This window comes from Rhodococcus sp. Z13 (assembly GCF_025837095.1).
Classification (GTDB): domain Bacteria; phylum Actinomycetota; class Actinomycetes; order Mycobacteriales; family Mycobacteriaceae; genus Rhodococcus; species Rhodococcus sacchari.
In genome coordinates, this window is the sequence record NZ_CP107551.1 from 1,685,298 (window position 1) to 1,704,868 (window position 19,571).

Annotated in this window: 17 protein-coding genes and 1 tRNA gene; 8 read left to right on the forward strand and 10 right to left on the reverse strand. The window is 69.3% G+C overall.

Going from position 1 to position 19,571, the window contains the following annotated elements:
• Nucleotides 1-62: 62 nt before the first annotated feature.
• Nucleotides 63-1,472 (forward strand): DUF853 domain-containing protein, encoded by a 1,410-nt coding sequence (locus tag OED52_RS07700; RefSeq protein ID WP_264154055.1) that lies wholly within the window; start codon nt 63-65, stop codon nt 1,470-1,472.
• Nucleotides 1,473-1,494: 22 nt separating this feature from the next.
• Here OED52_RS07700 and cmrA read toward each other — a convergent pair whose 3' ends face one another.
• Nucleotides 1,495-2,301 (reverse strand): mycolate reductase, encoded by an 807-nt coding sequence (gene cmrA, locus OED52_RS07705; protein WP_264154056.1) that lies wholly within the window; start codon nt 2,299-2,301, stop codon nt 1,495-1,497.
• Between the two features lie 94 nt (nt 2,302-2,395).
• Here cmrA and OED52_RS07710 point away from each other — a divergent pair, with 94 nt between their 5' ends.
• Nucleotides 2,396-3,727: an MFS transporter gene (locus OED52_RS07710; RefSeq protein ID WP_264154057.1), complete on the forward strand. Its 1,332-nt coding sequence runs from the start codon at nt 2,396-2,398 to the stop codon at nt 3,725-3,727.
• A 6-nt stretch (nt 3,728-3,733) separates the two neighbouring features.
• Here the strand turns inward: OED52_RS07710 and OED52_RS07715 are convergent, their stop codons facing one another.
• Nucleotides 3,734-4,606, reverse strand: coding sequence for an SGNH/GDSL hydrolase family protein (locus OED52_RS07715; protein ID WP_264154058.1), 873 nt, complete (start codon nt 4,604-4,606; stop codon nt 3,734-3,736).
• A gap of 77 nt (nt 4,607-4,683) precedes the next feature.
• Nucleotides 4,684-5,505, reverse strand: coding sequence for an acyl-CoA thioesterase (locus OED52_RS07720; RefSeq protein ID WP_264154059.1), 822 nt, complete (start codon nt 5,503-5,505; stop codon nt 4,684-4,686).
• Between the two features lie 89 nt (nt 5,506-5,594).
• Between OED52_RS07720 and OED52_RS07725 the strand changes: the two genes are divergently transcribed.
• The gene (locus OED52_RS07725) at nt 5,595-6,170 is read left to right on the forward strand and encodes a TetR/AcrR family transcriptional regulator (RefSeq protein ID WP_264154060.1); all 576 of its coding nucleotides are present in this window, start codon (nt 5,595-5,597) and stop codon (nt 6,168-6,170) included.
• A gap of 41 nt (nt 6,171-6,211) precedes the next feature.
• Here OED52_RS07725 and OED52_RS07730 read toward each other — a convergent pair whose 3' ends face one another.
• Together OED52_RS07730 and OED52_RS07735 are read right to left on the reverse strand one after the other, a co-directional pair.
• A complete protein-coding gene (locus OED52_RS07730) occupies nt 6,212-7,054 on the reverse strand; it encodes an alpha/beta fold hydrolase (protein WP_264154061.1) in 843 nt (280 codons plus the stop codon).
• Nucleotides 7,055-7,107: 53 nt separating this feature from the next.
• On the reverse strand, nt 7,108-7,764 hold the full coding sequence (locus OED52_RS07735; RefSeq protein WP_264154062.1) for a TetR family transcriptional regulator: 657 nt from the start codon (nt 7,762-7,764) through the stop codon (nt 7,108-7,110).
• A 152-nt stretch (nt 7,765-7,916) separates the two neighbouring features.
• Between OED52_RS07735 and OED52_RS07740 the strand changes: the two genes are divergently transcribed.
• The 3 genes from OED52_RS07740 to OED52_RS07750 are packed head-to-tail and all read left to right on the forward strand — an operon-like array spanning nt 7,917 to nt 10,633.
• On the forward strand, nt 7,917-9,029 hold the full coding sequence (locus tag OED52_RS07740) for a ferredoxin reductase (RefSeq protein ID WP_264154063.1): 1,113 nt from the start codon (nt 7,917-7,919) through the stop codon (nt 9,027-9,029).
• Between the two features lie 49 nt (nt 9,030-9,078).
• Complete coding sequence (locus OED52_RS07745; RefSeq protein WP_264154064.1) at nt 9,079-10,437, forward strand: fatty acid desaturase family protein; 1,359 nt, start codon at nt 9,079-9,081, stop codon at nt 10,435-10,437.
• The gene (locus OED52_RS07750) at nt 10,415-10,633 is read left to right on the forward strand and encodes a hypothetical protein (RefSeq protein WP_264154065.1); all 219 of its coding nucleotides are present in this window, start codon (nt 10,415-10,417) and stop codon (nt 10,631-10,633) included. The genes OED52_RS07745 and OED52_RS07750 overlap by 23 nt, the downstream gene beginning before the upstream one ends.
• Nucleotides 10,634-10,656: 23 nt before the next feature.
• On the opposite strand, the gene OED52_RS07755 is transcribed toward OED52_RS07750, so the two are convergent.
• Both OED52_RS07755 and OED52_RS07760 read right to left on the reverse strand, forming a co-directional pair.
• Complete coding sequence (locus OED52_RS07755) at nt 10,657-11,604, reverse strand: alpha/beta hydrolase (RefSeq protein WP_264154066.1); 948 nt, start codon at nt 11,602-11,604, stop codon at nt 10,657-10,659.
• Nucleotides 11,605-11,643: 39 nt separating this feature from the next.
• Entirely contained in the window at nt 11,644-13,293 is a 1,650-nt protein-coding gene (locus tag OED52_RS07760; protein WP_264154067.1) for a flavin-containing monooxygenase, read from the reverse strand.
• 224 nt (nt 13,294-13,517) lie between these two features.
• On the opposite strand from OED52_RS07760, the gene OED52_RS07765 reads away from it, so the two are divergent.
• Nucleotides 13,518-15,830 carry a LuxR C-terminal-related transcriptional regulator gene (locus OED52_RS07765; protein WP_264154068.1) on the forward strand — a complete coding sequence of 771 codons (2,313 nt, stop codon included), beginning with the start codon at nt 13,518-13,520 and terminating at the stop codon, nt 15,828-15,830.
• Between the two features lie 65 nt (nt 15,831-15,895).
• Here OED52_RS07765 and gdhA read toward each other — a convergent pair whose 3' ends face one another.
• From gdhA to OED52_RS07780, 3 genes are all read right to left on the reverse strand, one after another.
• Nucleotides 15,896-17,239 (reverse strand): NADP-specific glutamate dehydrogenase, encoded by a 1,344-nt coding sequence (gdhA, locus tag OED52_RS07770; RefSeq protein WP_264154069.1) that lies wholly within the window; start codon nt 17,237-17,239, stop codon nt 15,896-15,898.
• 301 nt (nt 17,240-17,540) lie between these two features.
• Nucleotides 17,541-17,617 (reverse strand) — tRNA-Arg (locus tag OED52_RS07775).
• An 80-nt stretch (nt 17,618-17,697) separates the two neighbouring features.
• A complete protein-coding gene (locus OED52_RS07780; RefSeq protein WP_264154070.1) occupies nt 17,698-18,402 on the reverse strand; it encodes a DedA family protein in 705 nt (234 codons plus the stop codon).
• A 238-nt stretch (nt 18,403-18,640) separates the two neighbouring features.
• Between OED52_RS07780 and OED52_RS07785 the strand changes: the two genes are divergently transcribed.
• Entirely contained in the window at nt 18,641-19,570 is a 930-nt protein-coding gene (locus OED52_RS07785; protein WP_264154071.1) for an FAD binding domain-containing protein, read from the forward strand.
• Nucleotide 19,571: the final 1 nt, after the last annotated feature.

Sequence of the window (19,571 nt, forward strand, 5' to 3'; positions counted from 1 at the left end):
GACGACACAGGCCCCGCCGCGCGGTACCGTCGGGGAGCGGATCGACGCCGAAGAGGGGGAGCATGATCGAGGATCCCGAGATCGCCACAGCGGCGATCGCATCCGGATACGAGGTGATCGGCGGGGCGCTCGAACCGGGCACCGTGGTCGTGGACGGCATCGCGGACCCCGACGCGCAGGTCCGCATCCCGCTCGCCGGCCTCACCCGGCACGTCCTCGTCGCCGGTGCGGACCGGACCGCGACACTGCAGGTGCTCGCCGAACAACTCTCGGCGGCGGGGATCCCCGTCGTGGTCGCCGGCGCGGCCACCGACCTGTCGGGACTGTCGGCCTCGGGTGACCCCACCGACGATGTGCTCACCCGCGCCGGCGACACCGGCGACGAATCGTGGACGCCCACCGGATATCCGGTGGCCTGTTACTCGCTCGGCGCCGAGGGTACCGGGATCCCGGTGCGGGTCACCGTCACCTCCTTCGGGCCGGTCCTGCTCGCGAAGGCGCTCGGCCTCGACACCGACGCGGAGGCGGCCCTGACACAGGTCTTCCGCGGTGCCGACCGGCACGGCCACCCCCTGCTCGACCTCGCCGACCTGCGCCGCGCGGTGATCTATGCGGAGGAGGACGGCGCCGACCTGACGCCGGAGACCGCCGACGCGCTCCTCGACGCCATCGACGATCTCGAAAATGCCGGGGGAGGTGGGTGTTTCGGCGAACCCGAGATCGAGGTCGAGGACCTGCTGCGGGTCGCCGACGGGCACGGGACGATCGACCTGATCGAAGTCGGCGGGAGCATCCGCCCGGCCCTGTCCTCCGTCTTCCCGCTGTGGCTGCTCGCCGACCTGATCCACACGCTGCCGGAGGTCGGGGAGGTCGACGAACCACGCCTGGTGTTCGTCTTCGACGAGGCACACCTGCTGTTCGCGGACGCGTCGGAGACCTTCCTGCACGAGATCGAGGAGACCCTCGACCTGCTGAGCTCGCGGGGCGTCGGGGTCGTCTTCGCCACCGGTGCCCCGACGGAGGTGCCCGACCCGGTCCTCGACCGGCTCGGAACCCGTCTGCTGCACGCCCTCCCGGACCCGGCCGACGAGGCCGTGTTCGCGAAGGCGGTGGGGCTGTACCCGGAGTCGGACGTCTACGAGATCGCGGAGACGATCCGGTCGCTCGGCCCCGGAGAGGCCCTCGTCACTGCGATGTCCGAGATCGGCACCCCCACCCCGGTGGCGTGGACGCGGATCCGGGCGCCGCGGTCCCGCCGGGGCACGGTGGGGGAGAGCGCGATGCGGGCGTCGGCGCAGGCGAATCCGCTCTACGGCAAGTACGGTCGCCCGATCGACCGCGAATCGGCGTACGCGAAGCTCACCGCCTCCGTCGTCGGCCCCACGGACGAGGAACCGACGGAAACGCCGTCCGAGGCCGGACAGGAGATCGAACGCAACCTGTTCGGCATCGGACGGCGCCGCAGACGGTGAGAAGCGGGGCGGTGGGCGACGCTCAGCTGCCGCCGAGCTTCTTGTAGAACGCGCCGGCGATCGGCGCGGAGATCGACCGCGGCGAGAACTGACCCGCCGCCGACATGGCCTTGCTGATCACGCCGGGGACGATGCGCATGCGGTTCGCGGCGAGCGCGTCGAGCGACACCTTCGCGGTGTACTCGCTCGAGATCCACAGGAAGTCCGGGACGAGCTTGTCGACGATCGACGCCTCGGCCGGATCCGGCTCCTCGGTGCGCACCGGTCCGGGAGCGAGCAGGGTGACGTGCACGCCGGTGCCCTTGAGCTCACCGCGCAGCGACTCGGAGAAGGTGTTCACGAACGCCTTCGTCGCCGCATAGGTGGCGTTGTTCGGGATCGCCATGTTGCCCGCGGCCGAGCCCACCATGAGGATCCCGCCGGAGTTCCGCTCGACCATCTGCGGAAGCACCGCAAGGGTGAGATCGTGCACCGCGACGGCGTTGAGCTCGACCTGCGCGCGTTCGTAGGCGGGATCGAGGTCGGTCACCGGTCCGAAGGTGGCGATACCGGCGTTGTTGCACAGGATGCTGATACGGCGGTTCCCGAGCTCCTCGACGAGGGGCGCGCGGGCGTCCCGGTCGGACAGATCGCACGCACGCACCTCGACGGTGACGCCGTGCTCCGCGCGCAGCTTCTCGGCGAGTTCCTCCATCACCTCGCCGCGGCGGGCCACGAGGATCAGCGAGTGGCCGCGCGCGGCCAGTTCGGTTGCGAGCGCCTCGCCGATACCGGAGGACGCTCCGGTGACGACGGCACGGGCATCTGGATGGGGATTCGGCAGAGTCACAGTGGGCCAGCGTAGCGGGACGGTGTGTGACCGCTCGAACCACCACGGGCGTGTTCGGGATGCGCCGGGCGCCGGGGAGCCTAGGCTCCGGGGCATGAATGCGCACACGGACGTGGCCGGCGGTGTCGGGCAGGCCGCCACGCGTCGTCAGGTCTTGTCGTGGGGACTGTGGGACTGGGGCTCGGCCGCGTTCAACGCGGTGATCCTCACCTTCGTGTTCTCCGTCTATCTCACCGATGCGGTCGGCGACGACCTGCCGGGCGGCATCTCGGCGAGCACGTGGTTCGGCTGGTCGGTCGGCATCTCCGGGTTCGTCATCGCCGTGACCGCCCCGGTGTCGGGGCAGCGCTACGACGCGGAGGGCCGCCGCAAACGGTCGCTCGGGGTGCTCACCGCGGTCACCGTCGCGGCGATGGCCGCGATGTACTTCGTGCGCGACGACTACCACTATCTGTGGCTCGGTCTCGTACTCCTCGGTGTCGCGTCGGTGACGGCGGAACTGGCCCAGGTGCCCTACAACTCGATGCTGCGGCAGGTGTCCACCCCGGACGACATCGGCCGGGTGTCCGGTTTCGGCTGGGCGATGGGCTATTTCGGTGGCATCGTGCTGCTGCTGCTGTGCTACACGGGGTTCATCGCCGGTGACGGCGACACGCGTGGCTTCCTGGGGGTGCCCACCGACGGCGGCACCAACATCCGTCTCGTCGCGTTGTTCGCCGCCGTGTGGTTCGCGGTGTTCGCGGTGCCGGTGCTGCTCGCCGTGCCGGAGAAGCCGGTGGCGCGCGCGGACCTCACGCGTCGTGCCGGTTTCCTCGAGTCCTATCGGGTGCTGTGGCGCGACCTGAGCGAACTGTGGCGCGAGGACCGTCGCACCATCTGGTATCTCGGTGCGTCCGCGCTGTTCCGCGACGGGCTGGCGGGCGTGTTCACCTTCGGGGCGGTCCTCGCCGTCACCGTCTACGGGATCGGCGCCGGCGACGTGCTGATCTTCGGGGTCGCGGCGAACGTGGTGTCCGCGATCGGTGCGCTCGTCGCGGGCCGGATCGACGACCGGCTCGGCCCGAAGGCGGTGATCGTCGGGTCGCTCGTGTCGATGATCGCGACAGGCATCGTGCTGCTCGTGGTGTCGGGTCCGACGATGTTCTGGATCTTCGGGCTCGTGCTGTGCCTGTTCGTCGGTCCCGCGCAGTCGTCGGCCCGCACCTTCCTCGCGCGCCTGACCCCGCCCGGGCGGGAGGGACAGATGTTCGGCCTCTACGCGACGACGGGCCGGGCGGTGTCGTTCCTGGCACCGAGCTTGTTCGGTTTCTTCGCGTGGTGGTTCGGAGCGGACCGGGCCGGGATCGTGGGTCTGCTGATCGTGCTGGCGGCGGGGCTGCTGGCGCTGCTCGCGGTGCGGGCGCCGGAAGGGGACCCCGACGCCTGAGCCGAGCTACCGGACGGCGAGTTCGGTGAGGACCCGGTCGGCGGCGTGGCGGTGGCCCGCGGCGTTGGGATGCAGGGGGATCGACTCGAGGGTGAGTTCGAGTCCCTGCATCCACCGCTCCGCGGGCTCGGCGCACGCGTCGTGGCCGCGGCTCGACTCGCGGAGGTCGACGAACTCGGCGCCCGCCGCCTCCACCTGCTCGCGCATGACCGTGTTCAGCCGGTCGATCTCGGCCTGCAGGTAGGTGGCGTCGTCGGGCCGGATCCGCTGGACGGGATAGCAGCCGCCGTCCCGGATCCCGGTGGGGTAGCCGACGAACACGATGCGGGCCTCGGGGGAGCGCCGGCGGATCTCGTCGACGATCGCGGTGTAGGTGGGGGCGAAGGCGTCGATGGTCTCGCCCACCCGGTCGGTGTCGCCCGCGGTGTTGGTCGTCGCGCAGGACGCGCCGTGCGGCTGCGCCCCCAGGTCGACGCAGCCGAGCGCGAGCTGGACGAGGCCGATGTCGTTGCCGCCGATGCCGACCGTCACGAGATCGGTGTCGGGACGCAGCGCGTCGTACTGCGGCGGCACGCCCGGTCGCTGCGGCTGGGACAGGTCGGCCGAGTCGGCGGCGCTGCAGGAGGCGTCGACGAAGTCCGTGATGCCGAGTTCGGCGGCGACGAGGCTGGGGTAGTTGCTTTCCGACCGGCCGCACGGATCCCCGGGGCGCTGGGCCGGGATGCCGGGCCCGGCGGTGAACGAGTCGCCCAGCGCGACGTACGAGTCGTAGACCGTGTCGGGTACGGCGGCGGAGCAGGCCACCGTCCCGGTGCCGGTGAGAACGGCTGTGGCGCAGGCGACGACGCCCGTCCGTCGGAGCAGAGCCGGAATACGCATGTGTGATCCTCGACCTCTCGGACTGCAGGTGTGCCCGAGGTTACACATTCCGGGTGGCGTCGACGGTCGCGGACCCGTCAGGGCTTGAAGTACACCACCTGATGGGTGGTGGCGAACAGCTCGTCGCCCTCGCCCCACAGGTATCCGGTCTGGTCGAAGAAACCGTTGCCGAAGCGGTGCGCGCGGGCGGTCGCGAGGACGGGCCGGTCGGCCTGGGCAGCCAGGACGTCGGGGTCGGCGTGGTAGTAGATCGTCATCGACACCGTGCCGGCGGGCAACATCCGGCCCAGGCGCAGGAAGGCGCGCGGGTAGAAGACGTCGCACATCGCCGTGAGCGAGGCGTGGTCGAGGGGGCGGGCGGGATCGTCGCGCACCCACAGGGTGGACGTCGAGTCGGTGTGTTCGCCGCTCTGCTCGGTGGGGACGTCGCCCTCGACGAACCTCATCTCGTAGTTGCCGGCCCAGGCGATGAACTCCGGCAGGTACGACCGGTGCAGATCGGCCGGGGCCGGCGCGTCGGGGCGCTGCACCTCGGTCGACGACCAGGTGGGGCGGTGCAGCCCGAACACCGCGGTGGCGGTGGTGGTGACCTCGCCGTTCTGCGCGAGTTCGATCGACCAGTGCTGCGTGGACCGGTTGGTGCGTACGGGACGCACCGCGATGTCGAACGGGCCGTCGGAGATCGGCCCGGCGAAGTTCACGGTCAGCGAGATCGGGGTGCCGAGGACGTCGGGGTGACGTTCGACGGCGCGCAGCAGGGTGGCGGCGGTGATGCCGCCGAACGGACCCACCATGTTGGCGTAGGCGGGATGGGTGTGGCCCTCGGTGCGGTCGTCCACGACCGGGAAGAGATCGACGGCGGCGTCGAAGACGTGGGTGGTCACCGTGGTGTCGGACATCGCAGGACTCCTCGAAGCGGAACGGGACGGCTTCTATGTATGACAACATACATAGAAGCCGGTGACAACGATCCGACTCGGGAGGGGCCATGACGGACGGGAAGGCGCGCGGCGGGCCGCGTGCCGCGATGACCGCGAGCGCGATCGCCCTGATGCGGCAACGCGGAGTGGCAGCGACCTCGTTCCGGGACGTCCTCGAACACAGTGGCGCACCCCGCGGATCGATCTACCACCACTTCCCCGGTGGGAAGGCGCAGCTCGTCGAGGAGGCGACCGAGGCGGCGGCGCGGCGCATCGAACGGGCGCTGGCCGAGCGGATCGCCGGCACCGGGGTCGCCGGGACGGTCCGGGCCGTCGTCGGACTGTGGAGCGGGGAACTCGAGGCCACCGGCTACGTGGCGGGATGCCCGGTGGTGGCGGCCGGTCTCGGCAACGAGGATGCGGCCCGCGCACGGGCCGGAGCGGCCTTCGAGCGCTTCGTGGAGGTGATCGCGCAGGCACTGGCCGCCGACGGGGTACCGGAGCGACGGGCCCGGTCGCTGGGGACACTCGTGATCGGTGCGTTGGAAGGCGCGCTGGTGATGGCGCAGGCCCAGCGGAGTCCGGCGCCGCTCGACGCGGTGATCGAGGAGCTCGAGGACCTGCTGGGTTCGCTGGGGGCGTAGACGGTCGGCCGTGTTCGCCCGGATCGCCGGTCCGCCCCGGATCAGCGACGATCGCGACCCGACCGCCGGCGGATCACGTCGGCCACCACCTCCGGCGCCTCCTCCGGGATCCAGTGCGAGATGCCGGGCAGGACCACGAACTCGTAGTCACCGACGACGAACTCGGCGCAGCGCTCGGCGCCGGCCCGGCCGAGGGCCGTGTCGCCGGTGCTCCAGATGTAGGTGGTGGGCACTCGTACCGGAGGGGTCTCGTCGAGATCGCGTGTCGCGGCGCGGTACCAGTTCAGCGCCGCGGTGAGCGCTCCCGGAGCGGACAGGGTGGCCACGTAGTGATCCACCGATTCCCGGTCGACGGCAGGGGAGAACATGGCCCGCAGCCGCCGCGCGCCGTCCTCGAGCAGCACGTGCTCGGCCTTGCCCTCCTCGCGGAAGAGCCGGATGTACGACGAGCGTGCGCGCTGGTCGTCGTCGTTGCGGAGCGCCCACCGGTAGGCCGCGAGATGGGGGACCGACAGTGCGGTCAGTGCCGCCACCCGGTCGGGATGGTGTGCGGCTACGTACCAGGCGACCGAGGCACCCCAGTCGTGTCCGACCAGGTGAACCCGGTCGAGCCCGAACTCGTCGAGCAGGCCGAGGACGTCCCCGGCGAGGGTGGGCAGGCTGTAGTTCTCCGCGCCCACCGGCCGAGCCCCGGGGGAGTAGCCGCGTTGATCGGGTGCGACCACCAGGAAACCGTCGGCGACGAGCAGACGTGCCACCGGAGTCCAGCTCCGGGCGGTTTCGGGGAAGCCGTGCAGCAGGACGACCGGGACCCCGTCCCGAGGCCCCGCGACCCGCACGTCGAAGGTGAGATCGTCGTAGCCGGCTGCGCTCGTCGGACCCATGCGTCCACGTTACGGAAGGCGCGGGGTCGTGGCAGGCGGTTCGGTGCGTCCCGTCACGAGGTGCCCGAATCGTCCCGTCGCGATCTCCACGCGGTGGTGCCGAGCAGGATCAGCCGCATCTGCTTCTCGGCGCGCGCCACCACCTCGGCCTCCTGTTCGCTTCCGGGGCGGTCGACCTGCAGCAGGTCGAGCACGAAGTCCAGCATCGCGGTGACGAGCAGATCGGCGGCCATCTCGAGGTCGTCGAACTCCCAGTCCCCGAGTCCGGGAGCGCGCCCGAGATCGGCGGCCAGTTCGCTTGTGAGAAGCCGGAGTTCGACGGAGATCGCCCGCGCCACCTCCGGCATGCCGCCGTGCCGTTCGCGGGCGAGGAAGCGGAAGGCGGCCTCGTGGGCGCGGACCTGCCGCACGAGCACGTCGAGCGACTGGCGGGCCCCGGCGGGGCCCGGCTCGCGGCGGGCCTCGCGCAGCAGTCGGCGCAACACCCGCATGGTGTCGGCGGCGAGCGTGGTGCCGAGTTCCTCCATGGACGCGAAGTGCCGGTAGAAGGCCGTCGGTACGATCCCCGCGCTGCGGGCGACCTCACGCAGGCTCACGCCGGCGAGTCCGCGGTCCGCGGACAGGTCGAGGGCGGCGTCGAGAAGCGCCTGCCGGGTGCGTTCCTTGCGTTCGGCGCGTGTCACCGGGGGCTGGACGGGGGCTGTGGACACGCCCCGAGTCTAAGCGCAGGCCCCTCGGCGGGAGCGAACCCGGTGTAACCGACATCACATCTCGGTTGACAGGAAGGTGTGCCCGGCTGTCACACTGATTTCAGTGCACACACGTGCACTGAGCGCGAAGACGTCCACCGGAAGGCGGAGACATGATCGTGCGTGACCTGCCCCAGTACGCCAGGGGCTCCGAAATCCTGAAGAAGATGCTGGTGAACGCGCTGGGTGTGCTCTCCACTCCGCACCACCCCGACCGCTATCTCGAACTGGCCGACCCGCTGCTCGCCACCTCGGCGAACCGCGCTCGGATCACGGATGTGGACCGAACCGCCACCGGATCGGTCACGCTCACCGTGCAGCCCGCCCGCCCCTGCCGCCCGGTCCCGGGACAGTCCGTGCCCGTCTCGGTCCGGATCGACGGGGTGCGGCACGTGCGGTACTTCTCGCCCACCCTCCTGACGACCGGTCGTGCCCCGCGCCTGCGGTTCACGGTCGGGCTCACGCCGGACGGACTCGTCTCCCGGCATCTGCACGAGAACACCGCGGTGGGAGACGTCGTCGAACTCGGCGAACCCACAGGGGAATTCGTCCTCCCGCACCCCCGGCCGCGCCGATTGCTGTTCGTCGCGGCGGGATCGGGACTGACCCCGGTGCTGTCCATGCTCACCGGTCTCGCCGCCGAAGGGTACGACGGGGCGGCCACCCTGCTCTACTACACCCGCACCCCCGCCCACGTCCCGCGCCGGGCCGAACTCGACGCTCTCGCGCAGCAGCCGAACATCGAGATCGCCCACGCGCACACGAGATCCGAGGGCGGACTGCTCACGGGGCGTTTCGACCGCGCCCACCTCGCTTCCGTCGCACCCTGGTACGCCGGCACGCCGGTCTACGTGTGCGGACCGGCGGACCTGCTCGACGCGGTCCGCGCGGTCTACGCCGACAACGGCAGCGACGAGCTCGTGCACACGGAACGATTCGTGCTCCCCACGGCGACCGTCCCACCGGGCACCGCGGAAGGCTGCACGTCCTTCACCTCGTCCGGCATCGTCGCGGACAACACCGGCGAGACCCTGCTCGAACAGGCCGAACGTGCCGGCCTGAACCCCGAGCACGGATGTCGCATGGGAATCTGTCATTCCTGCACGGCCGTCCGGCTCTCCGGCTGCACGCGCGACGTGCGTACCGGCGAACTCGACTCCGAACCCGGACGTCGCATCCAGGTCTGCGTCAACGCGCCCGTCGGCGACGTCGCCGTCGAGCTCTGACCCATATTCATCACGAACGACAACGTTCGAAACCCCTTCGGAGGACACCATGTTCGGTCTGTCCCTACCTACCGTCCCGTTTCTCCCGTTCCTGTCCGGCGGTCGGTCCACGCCCGCCGGGGACGCCCCGCTCGTGCTCGACCGGACGAGTATCGACGAGATCGGCCGTGAACTCGACGCCCTGCGTGAGGAGACCCTGGCCACGCTCGGCGAGGAGGATCGCGAGTACATCTACCGGATCATCAAGGCACAGAGAGGGTTCGAGGTTGTGGGCCGCGGCCTGCTCTTCCTCGGCTTCCTCCCACCCGCCTGGCTGGCCGGGGTCGCAGCGCTCAGCGTGTCGAAGATCCTCGACAACATGGAGATCGGGCACAACGTGATGCACGGCCAGTACGACTGGATGCGTGAACCCTCGCTGAACTCCCGTGTCTTCGAATGGGATACGGTCTGCCCGTCCGACCAGTGGCGGCACTCGCACAACTACGTCCACCACACCTACACCAACATCCTCGGCAAGGACCGCGACATCGGATACGGCATCCTGCGCATGGATCCGGCGCAGCGGTGGCATCCCTACTATCTCGGCAACCCCGTCTACGCGACCGCGCTGATGCTGCTGTTCGAGTGGGGCGTGATGCTGCACGATGCCGAGGTCGAACGGATCGTCGCCCGTAAACGGTCCTGGCGCGACGTTCTCCCGCTCGCGAAGGGCTGGTGGCGCAAGGCCCGGCGTCAGGTGGTCAAGGACTATCTCGCCTTCCCGCTGCTCACCGGACCACTCTTCGTGCCGACCCTGCTCGGCAACGCGACCGCCAACCTCGTGCGCAACGTGTGGGCATACTCGATCATCTTCTGCGGGCACTTCCCGTCCGGCGTGCAGTCCTTCACCGAGGAGGAGACCGCCGAGGAGACCCGCGGCGAGTGGTACGTGCGCCAGCTGCTCGGCAGCGCGAACATCACCGGCACGCCCCTGTTCCACATCATGTCCGGCAACCTGTCGCACCAGATCGAGCACCATCTGTTCCCGGACCTGCCGGCACACCGCTATCCCGAGCTCGCACCCAGGGTGCGGGAGGTGTGCGAGAAGCACGGCCTGCCCTACAACACCGGCGGACTCACCGCGCAGGTGGCTTCGGTGTGGAAGAAGATCTTCCTCCTCGCGCTCCCGCCCGGGTGGGTGCGGCAGGAACCGGAGGTGCGGGTCGTGCTCGAACGGCGTGAGACGCACCCGGCGGCCACTGCGGGTACCCTCGCGCTCGACACCCCAGCGCAGGACACCGCAGTGCTGGGCACCGCAGCGCAGGACACCGCAGTGCTGGGCACCGCAGCGCAGGACACCGCAGTGCTGGGCACCGCAGCGCAGGACATCGACAAGGGGGCCGAGGATGGTCGGACGGTTCGAACGTAACAAGGACACGATCCAGGAGGTCACCGAATCCGCCGCGACGCGCGTGGGTGCGATCGCCGGGATCATCACCGGCGCGGTACGGGATGTGACCCGGGAGATCGGGGAACTGGTCACCGACGTGATCGAGATGCGCGAAGCGGCCCGCGCTGCGAAGGACGATGCTGCGCGCGACGAGGGACCGGTGACGCCGGATTAGCATCGCCGATCCCTCGCTGCAGGTCAGCGTACGGTCGCGGGGGTGGTCACCTCGGTGACGAAGGCGACGACCGCATCGCGCATCTCGATGCTGCGCGGTACCGCACCCGACATCCAGAAGGCGCCGTGCACCAACCCGTCGAAGCGGCGGATCCGCACGTCCACACCGGCTTCGTGCAGTCGCTGCCCGTAGAGCTCGGCCTCGTCGCGGAGCACCTCGTTCTCCGTGGTGAGCACAAGGGTCGGTGGCAGTCCGTCCAGTCGCGTCGCGCGGGCCGGCAGAGCGTACGGATTCGCTGCATCCTCGGGTGAGGTGAGGTACTGCTCGAGGAACCAGTCCATGTCGGCCGCGGTGATGACGTATCCCTCGGCGAACTCGCGGCGGGAGGGAAGGTCGGCACCCCGGTCGACCACCGGATAGACCAGGACCTGACCGCGCAGGACGGGCCCTCCTTCGTCGCGGGCCCGGAGCGTGACGCTCGCGGCCAGGTTGCCGCCGGCACTGTCGCCGAGGACGACCAGGTCGTCGGGATCGCCGCCGTACCCGGCGATGTGCTCCGCCGTCCACCGCAGTGCCGCCCAGGCGTCGTCCGCCGCTGCGGGGAACCGGTGCTCCGGGGCGAGGCGGTAGCCGGCGGTCACCACGATCGCATCGGTGCCGTTGGTGATCGCCCGGGCGGGCTCGTCCACGACGGACAGGTCGCCGCCCACGAATCCGCCGCCGTGGAAGTAGAGCACCACGGGGCGGCGTGCGCTGTCCGTGCCGGGGACGTGGATCCGCACCGGGAGGCGGACGCCGTCGCTCTCGTAGTGGGTCTGGTGGACCCGGCCGACCTCCTGCGGTGGGAGTTGCAGGTCGGTGAAGGTCGCGATCGTCGCGCGCACCTGCTCGACCGTCATCTGCGAGAACGATGTGAAACCCTGTTGCCGTAGCCCTTCGATGAGCCCGGCGGCGTGTTCGTCGAGTGCCATGTCTCGATCCTCTCGATCGGTGTGGATGATGGTCGGTCGTTACGACGCTGCAGCCGTGAGGTTCTCGCGAGCCGCGCTCAGCTCGAAACCGACGTAGCCGCCGTCGACGACGTCGGCGCAGATCTGCCGGTAGGCGGGGGCGCCACCGAGATAGACCATGCAGGCCCGCGGCTTGCCGGGGATGTTCGCGCCCATGTACCACGAGTCGGTCTGCGGCAGCAGGGTCTGTTCTGCGATCTCGGTGGTGGTGCGCAACCAGTCGGCTTCGGCTTCGGCGGTGGGCTCGATGACCTGGAGATCGTGCTCGCGCAGATATGAGATCGCGTCCGTGGCGAAGTCGACGTGGTCCTCGATCGCGAGTGGCATGTTGTAGAGCACCGATGGGGACTGCGGTCCGGTGATCGTGAACAGGTTGGGGAACTCGTCGATCATGATGCCGAGATAGGTACGCGGGCCGTGCGCCCACTTGTCCGCCAGCCGAAGACCGTTGCGGCCGCGGATGTCCATCGCCATGAGGGGTCCGGTCATGGCGTCGAAACCGGTCGCGAGCACGATGGTGTCGACCTCGTAGGTGCGGTCGCCCACGCGCACACCGGTTTCGGTGATCTCGCTGATCGGGGTGCTCTTGACGTCCACGAGGTGCACGTTGTCGCGGTTGTAGGTCTCGTAGTAGTTCGTCTCGAGCGGGGGCCGCTTGGTCGCGTACGCGTATCCGCGCGGTGCGAGTCTTTCGGCGGTGGCAGGGTCCTGGACCCGCTCGCGGATCCGTTCGCGGATGTACTCGGCGGCGGTGTCGTTGGCGGCCTTGTCGAAGAGGATGTCCTGGAAGCTGTCGATGAACAACCGGAATCCGCCGGCGTTCCAGCGTTCGTCGAACACTCGGCGGCGCTCCTCGGCGTCGACGGCGAGCGCCGACGGCTGGACCTGGTCGAACGGGACGCCCAGGAAGTGGTTGCGTGCGGCCTCTCTCAGCTCGGGGTAGATCTTCTTGGCCGCGGCGAGCTCCTCCGGGTCGAGCGGACCGTTCCCGAGCGGGGTGGCGAACTGCGGTGTCCGCTGGAAGACCACCAGTTCCGCGGCTTGTTGCGCGATGAGGGGGATGGCCTGGATGCCGCTCGCTCCCGTGCCGATGACCGCGACGCGCCTGCCGGTGAAGTCGACGGGCTCGTGCGGCCAGTTCCCGGTCAGGAGGACCTCACCGCGGAAGTTGTCGATGCCTCCGAATTCGGGCTCCTTGGGGACCGAGAGGTTGCCGGCTCCGGAGATGAACCACCGGGCCGTCACGGTCTCGCCGGTGTCGGTGCGGACCGTCCACCACGAGTTCTCGTCGTCCCAGTGCACACCGATCACCCGCGTGCCGAAGGTGATGCTCTTTCGCAGGTCGAAGCGGTCCGCGACGTGGTTCAGGTAGCGGAGGATCTCCGGCTGCCCGGCGAACTTCTCGTTCCACTTCCACTCCTGCTGCAGGTCCTCGTCGAACGAGTACGAGTAGTGGATCGACTCGATGTCGCAGCGGGCGCCGGGATACCGGTTCCAGTACCAGGTGCCGCCCACGTCGTCGCCGGCCTCGAAGACCCGTACGGACATGTTCATCCGGTCGCGCAGTTTGTGCAGTGCGTACAGGCCGGCGAATCCGGCTCCCACGACGACGACGTCGACATCGGGGGTGACAGAGGAATTCGTGGTCATGGTGTCCTGGCTCCTCGGAATCGGGATGTCGCCTCCACCCGGGTACGGGCTCGAGGCCTGTCATCGACAATGGCCTGGATCACATCGGGGATCTCGGGGTGAATTACCCCTTCGATTACCTGTGTTGGCCGTCACACCGCCACCCGGGTATGTTGGGCGCACTATCCCTGGGAAGTGTGACGATGGAGTTCCGGAAGGCCTGCGTACGAGGATCGACACCCTCGGTGACCACGTTCGTCGGGCGTCGCCGCGAGATCGACGAAGCGCGGGCGTGTCTGCAGCGATCCAGGCTCGTCTCGTTGCTCGGGCCCGGTGGGGTCGGCAAGACGCGGCTGGCGGAGGAGATCGCGGTGCGGAGCTCACGGGCCTTCCGCGACTCGGTTCGGTGGATCGACCTGGCCGTGCTGCGCGACGCGGAGGCGGTACCGACCGCCGCTGCGGCGGCGCTGGGGGTGACCGACCAGTCCACGCGTCCGGTGATGGGCAAGATCGTCGACCACCTGCAGGGCAGGCACATGCTCATCGTGGTGGACAACTGCGAGCATCTCATCGACACCGCGGCGGGCTTCGTCTCCACGATCCTCGCGCACGCGCCCGAGATTCGGATCCTCGTGACCAGCCGGGAACCCCTCACCGTGGCGGGCGAGGTGGAGTTCGTGATTCCTCCGCTGACGATTCCGCTCGTGCCGACGGGGAACCGGGCTGCCGGTCTGGCCCGCTACGAGTCGGTCTCGCTGCTCGTCGAGCGCGCGCAGCGGGTGGTTCCCGATTTCGAGCTGACCGACGACAACGCCGACGCCGTCGCTCAGCTGTGCATCCAGCTCGACGGGATCCCGTTGGCCCTGGAACTGGCCGCCACCCGCTTGCGGTCGCTCTCGCCCGGGCAACTCGTCGAGCGCCTCGATCGTCGTTTCACCCTGCTCACGGGCGGTGGCCGTACCGCGGTGCCCCGGCAGCAGACACTGCGGGCGCTCATCGACTGGAGTTACGACCTCTGCTCGGAGGCCGAACGTGTCCTGTGGGCGCGGCTGTCGGTCTTCACGGGCGGTTTCGACCTCGAGGCGGCCGAGGTCGTCTGTGCCGACGAGAATCTCCCGGAGGAACGGATCGTCGACCTGCTCGATCGATTGATTGCGAAATCGTTGGTCGGCGTGGATCGTTCGTCGAGCATCCTGCGGTACTCGCAGTTGATGACGGTGCGGGAGTACGGTCACGAACTGCTCGTGGCTCGTGAGGAACAGGACGAACTGTACCGGCGACACCGTGCCCACTGCCTGGATCGCGCCCGGCGGTGCGCGGAGAGCTGGTTCGGATCGCAGCAGTCCTCGCTGCTGGCCAGGCTGAGGACCGACCACGCAGATTTCATGACGGCCCTGGACCGATCGCTGCGGGACGACTCCGAACCGACGACCGGCGCCGCCCTTGCCGTCGCGCTGCGGTACCACTGGATCGCCGGAGGTAATCTCTCCACCGGCCGGATCCGGCTCGAGCGGCTCCTGCAGAGGTTGCCGGCGTCGAGCCCGGAACGGGGCGACGTGCTGTGGGTGACGGCATGGACGGCCCTGATCCAGGGGGATCGGGACGGTGCGGCACTTCATCTGTCCGAATGTGCCGCTGTCGCAGAAGAATCCGGCGACGATCGACTCCGGGCCCACCACGACCACTGGGCGGCACTGCACGCGCTCTTCTGCGGCGACACCGCGCGGGCGATCGCACTGTACGAGGCGGCGGTCTCCGTCCACCGGGCGTACGGCGACGATGCGGCATATCTCACCGCCTTGTTCCAATTGGCAATGGCACAGGCCTACGACGGTCGTCTCGACGAAGCGCTCGTGACGTGCGGACGGGTCGTCGAGGTGGCCGACGAACACGGGGAACGATGGAACAAGGCCTATGCGCTGTGGGTTTCGGGTGTCGCGTACTTCCATCTCGGACGTCTCGCGGACTCGGTCCGCGTGGCGCGGCAGGCGCTGCGCATCCAACGGGATTTCAAGGACAAGATCTGCACGGCCTTGTCGATCGAACTGCTGGCCTGGTCGGCAGGAGCGGAAGGCGACCACGAGGAGGCGGCCGTCCTGCTCGGCGCGGCTCGGACCGTGTGGCAGCGTCTGGGAACCACGGTCGCTGCTTTCGGCCCGCACATCGAACGGGACTCCCTCGCTGTCGAACGGCGGCTCCGCAGCGTGCTGGGGGAGGACGGGTTCGCCCGGCTGGCGGGCCCGCTCGACGACGGGACGACGATCGAGCAGGTGGTCGACCGGGCTCTGGCACCGCACGCGACGCCACCGCCCCGAGGGACGTCGCAATCACGTGCGGGAGGCACCACCGGTCGGCCGGAGTCACCCCTGACGAAGCGGGAAAGCGAAGTGGCTCGGCTCGTGGCGGACGGGTTGAGCAACCGGGCGATCGCGGAGCGCCTCGTCATCTCCCGCCGCACCGTCGACGGTCATGTCGAGCGGATCCTCGACAAACTCGGCGTGGGCTCGCGCACCCAGGTGGTGGCCTGGATGCACACCCGTGAGATCCCGGGTGTGTGACCGGATCCCATGACGAGGGGCGGGCACCGGTGTTCCGGTGCCCGCCCCTCGGAGCGCGTTCGTCGTCAGATGATGCCGAGGGCGAACATCGCGTCGGCGACCTTCACGAAGCCGGCGATGTTGGCGCCGTGCACGTAGTCGCCAGGCTTGCCGTACTCGGCGGCCGTCTCGACGCAGCGGGTGTGGATATCGGCCATGATGCCGGCGAGCCGCTGGTCGGTGTAGTCGAAGTGCCACGAGTCGCGGGAGGCGTTCTGCTGCATCTCCAGCGCGGAGGTGGCGACACCACCGGCGTTGGCGGCCTTACCCGGAGCGAAGGCCACACCGGCCTCGCGGAAGACCGTGATGCCACCCGGGGTGGTGGGCATGTTCGCGCCCTCGGCGACGATCTTGACACCGTTGTTGACGAGGGTCTTGGCCGACTCCTCGTCGAGCTCGTTCTGCGTGGCGCAGGGGAGCGCGATGTCGCAGGGCACGTTCCAGATGTTGCCGCCCGGGTAGAACTCGGCGTCGCCGCGCTCGTCGACGTACTCGGAGATGCGGCCGCGACGGACCTCCTTGATCTCCTTGAGCAGGTCGAGGTCGATGCCCTTGCGGTCGACGACGTAGCCCGACGAGTCGGAGCAGGCGACGACGGTGCCACCGAGCTGGTGGATCTTCTCGATCGCGTAGATGGCGACGTTGCCGGAGCCGGACACGACGGCGGTGCGGCCCTCGAGGGAGATGCCCGCGGTCTTGGCCATCTCGTTGACGAAGTAGGCGGCACCGTAACCGGTGGCCTCCTTGCGCACCTGCGAGCCGCCCCAGGTGAGGCCCTTGCCGGTGAGCACGCCCGACTCGTAGGAGTTGGTGAGGCGCTTGTACTGGCCGAACAGGTAGCCGATCTCGCGGCCGCCGACGCCGATGTCACCGGCCGGGACGTCGGTGTACTCGCCGATGTGGCGGTGCAGCTCGGTCATGAAGGACTGGCAGAAGCGCATGATCTCCTGCTCGGAACGGCCCTTGGGGTCGAAGTCCGAGCCGCCCTTGCCGCCGCCGATGGGCAGGCCGGTGAGCGCGTTCTTGAAGATCTGCTCGAAGCCGAGGAACTTGACGATGCCGAGGTTGACGCTCGGGTGGAAGCGCAGGCCGCCCTTGTAGGGGCCGAGGACGCTGTTGTACTGGACGCGGAAACCACGGTTGACGTGGACGTTGCCCTGGTCGTCGATCCACGGCACGCGGAAGATGATCTGCCGCTCGGGCTCGCACAGACGCTCGATCAGACCCGACTCGAAGTAACGGGGGTGACGCTCCAGAACGACATGCAGGGACTCGAACACTTCGGCCGCAGCCTGGTGGAATTCGGGCTCACCTGCATTGCGGGCCTTGACCTGCTCGTAGATCTCCTGAATGCGGTCCGATGTCGACACGCCCACCTACCTGACTCTGTGAGGATTCTGTAACAAGGGTTTTACGACGGGAACTATAGGGCTCAGCCCTTAGCATGTGTTAACCCGTACGGCGAGTTGGGAGAATAAACACACTGCGGCGACGACCCCGGTGATCCGGGTGAACAGGACGTTTCACGCCTCCGAAAACACGTTGTGACCAGCGGTGACCGTGCACCGACCGTCGATCGGGAAGCTCCTCCCCAGGGTACGTCCCCGCCGCGCTCGGGGGGCCGGATCGACGGATCCGCCGGGCCTGCGACAACCGTCGGCGACGAGCGGATGGTGCCCCCGGCAGGACTCGAACCTGCGACCTAGAGATTAGAAGGCTCTTGCTCTATCCAGCTGAGCTACGGAGGCGCGGGCAGAATCTTAGCGGGTGCACCCACCCGCGGATGTACACACCCTCCGGCCTGCGTGTTCCCCTCCGGGCGGCGGATTCACCGCTGGGAAGGGGAGCCCGGTTCCTCTCCGGCCACGCTCTCCGCACCCCTCGGTCCGGCGTCATCGTTCGGACCGGCGTCCTCCGCCTCGGCCCGCGGCAGATCGACCCGGCCCGACCCCACCCGTTGGATCACGTGGTCGATCCCGACGCCGAGGACCACCGCCACACAGATCGACACGGCGGCACCGAGCAGTGGCTGGGACTCGAACCATCCACCCACCAGCCGGCCCATGAGCGTCGAGTACAACGCCCACGTGGTCCCTGCCAGCACGGTCAGGGGCACGAACTTCCGCCGCGGGTACCGGGTCGCGCCCGCGGTCATGTTCACCGCGATCCGCCCGATCGGCACGTACCGGGCCGTGACGATCACGGCGGCGCCGCGCTTGTCGAGGCCGCGCCGCGCCCACGCGAAGGCGGCACGCGCGCGGGGCCTGCGCATCCACCGGAACCGTTCCGTGCCCACCGCCCGGCCGATGGTGTACGCGATGTTGTCGCCGATGATCGCACCGAGGGCGGCGAGGACGACCACGAGCCACAGATGGGGTCGACCGGTGGAACCGGACAGCGACGCCAGCGTCACGAGCACCGACTCGCTCGGGACCGGCGGGAAGAAGCCGTCGACGATGCACACGGTGAAGAGCAGCGGATAGACCCACAGCGCGGACGCCTGCCCGATGACGAATTCGTTGATGACGTCCATGGCGGTGCGGTGCTCCCGTCGGGTCGGTTCCCACCACGCTATCCGCACGGGCCGGACCGAGCAGTCGGTCGGACGTTCCCGAGTCCCTTCCCGTGAGCGGCAAATGCGTGTTCGGCCCGCGTCGTCCGTTTCCCCGCCCCGGGCCCGCCCCGGGAGCTACCCTGTGCAGCATCGGGGGAGTTACGGACGGCCGACATCGTCGGTGTCGGTGTGCCACCGAGGCTGGGGAGTGCGCGTCATGCAGGTTCCAGGCCCTTTCGACTACGAGCGAGCGACCGGTGTGGAGCACGCGATCGAGCTGCTCGACCGGCACGGAGAAGACGCCCGGGTCGTCGCCGGCGGACACAGTCTGCTTCCGATGATGAAACTCCGGCTCGCGAATCCGGAGTTCCTCGTCGACATCAACGACCTCGGCGACGAACTCGACTTCGTTGCCGTCGAGCCGTCGACGGTGCGGATCGGGGCGCTCGTGCGTCACCGCCGTCTCCTCGAATCCGACGAGCTCGCGGACCTCTTCCCGATCTTCCGGGACGCGGAGAAGGTCATCGCCGATCCCGTGGTCCGCAACCGCGGCACGATCGGCGGATCCCTGTGCCAGGCCGACCCCGCCGAGGATCTGTCGACGGTCTGCTCGGTGCTCGACGCGACCTGCGTGGTGCGCGGACCGGCCGGGACACGGGAGCTGACCTTCGCCGAGTTCCACCTCGGCCCGTACGAGACCGCCCTGGCACCGAACGAACTGCTCGTCGAGGTCCGGTTGCCCCGGCGCGGGGCAGGCGCGAGCGCCTACAAGAGCACCGGCGCGAGCGCCTGCAAGAGCACCGGGGCGAGCGCCTACGAGAAGGTCGAGCGCCGGGCCGGTGACTGGGCGGTGGCCGCCGCGGGTGCCGCGCTGTGGATGTCGGACGGGCACATCACCGACGCCCGGGTCGGGCTGACGGCCGTGCGCGCCGACGATGCGGCGCTGGTGAGGGTGTCCGAGCTGCTGCGGGGTTCGGCACCGTCGGAGGAACTGTTCCGCGAGGCCGGCGCCGCAGCCGCGTCGGCCTGCGATCCCGAGACCGACCAGCGCGGCACCGCCGCCTACAAGCGTCACCTCGCATCCGAGTTGACGGTGCGGGCCCTGCGCCGATCCGCCGAACGTCTCGGCGTCACCGAAAGGGTGTGAT

Excerpts from the sequence above, each read along its gene's own strand:
- OED52_RS07700 (WP_264154055.1), top strand. The coding sequence starts at position 63 with ATGATCGAGGATCCCGAGATCGCCACAGCGGCGATCGCATCCGGATAC.
- OED52_RS07710 (WP_264154057.1), top strand. The coding sequence starts at position 2,396 with ATGAATGCGCACACGGACGTGGCCGGCGGTGTCGGGCAGGCCGCCACG.
- OED52_RS07715 (WP_264154058.1), bottom strand. The coding sequence starts at position 4,606 with ATGCGTATTCCGGCTCTGCTCCGACGGACGGGCGTCGTCGCCTGCGCC.
- OED52_RS07720 (WP_264154059.1), bottom strand. The coding sequence starts at position 5,505 with ATGTCCGACACCACGGTGACCACCCACGTCTTCGACGCCGCCGTCGAT.
- OED52_RS07725 (WP_264154060.1), top strand. The coding sequence starts at position 5,595 with ATGACGGACGGGAAGGCGCGCGGCGGGCCGCGTGCCGCGATGACCGCG.
- OED52_RS07730 (WP_264154061.1), bottom strand. The coding sequence starts at position 7,054 with ATGGGTCCGACGAGCGCAGCCGGCTACGACGATCTCACCTTCGACGTG.
- OED52_RS07740 (WP_264154063.1), top strand. The coding sequence starts at position 7,917 with ATGATCGTGCGTGACCTGCCCCAGTACGCCAGGGGCTCCGAAATCCTG.
- OED52_RS07745 (WP_264154064.1), top strand. The coding sequence starts at position 9,079 with ATGTTCGGTCTGTCCCTACCTACCGTCCCGTTTCTCCCGTTCCTGTCC.
- OED52_RS07750 (WP_264154065.1), top strand. The coding sequence starts at position 10,415 with ATGGTCGGACGGTTCGAACGTAACAAGGACACGATCCAGGAGGTCACC.
- OED52_RS07755 (WP_264154066.1), bottom strand. The coding sequence starts at position 11,604 with ATGGCACTCGACGAACACGCCGCCGGGCTCATCGAAGGGCTACGGCAA.
- OED52_RS07760 (WP_264154067.1), bottom strand. The coding sequence starts at position 13,293 with ATGACCACGAATTCCTCTGTCACCCCCGATGTCGACGTCGTCGTCGTG.
- OED52_RS07780 (WP_264154070.1), bottom strand. The coding sequence starts at position 18,402 with ATGGACGTCATCAACGAATTCGTCATCGGGCAGGCGTCCGCGCTGTGG.
- OED52_RS07785 (WP_264154071.1), top strand. The coding sequence starts at position 18,641 with ATGCAGGTTCCAGGCCCTTTCGACTACGAGCGAGCGACCGGTGTGGAG.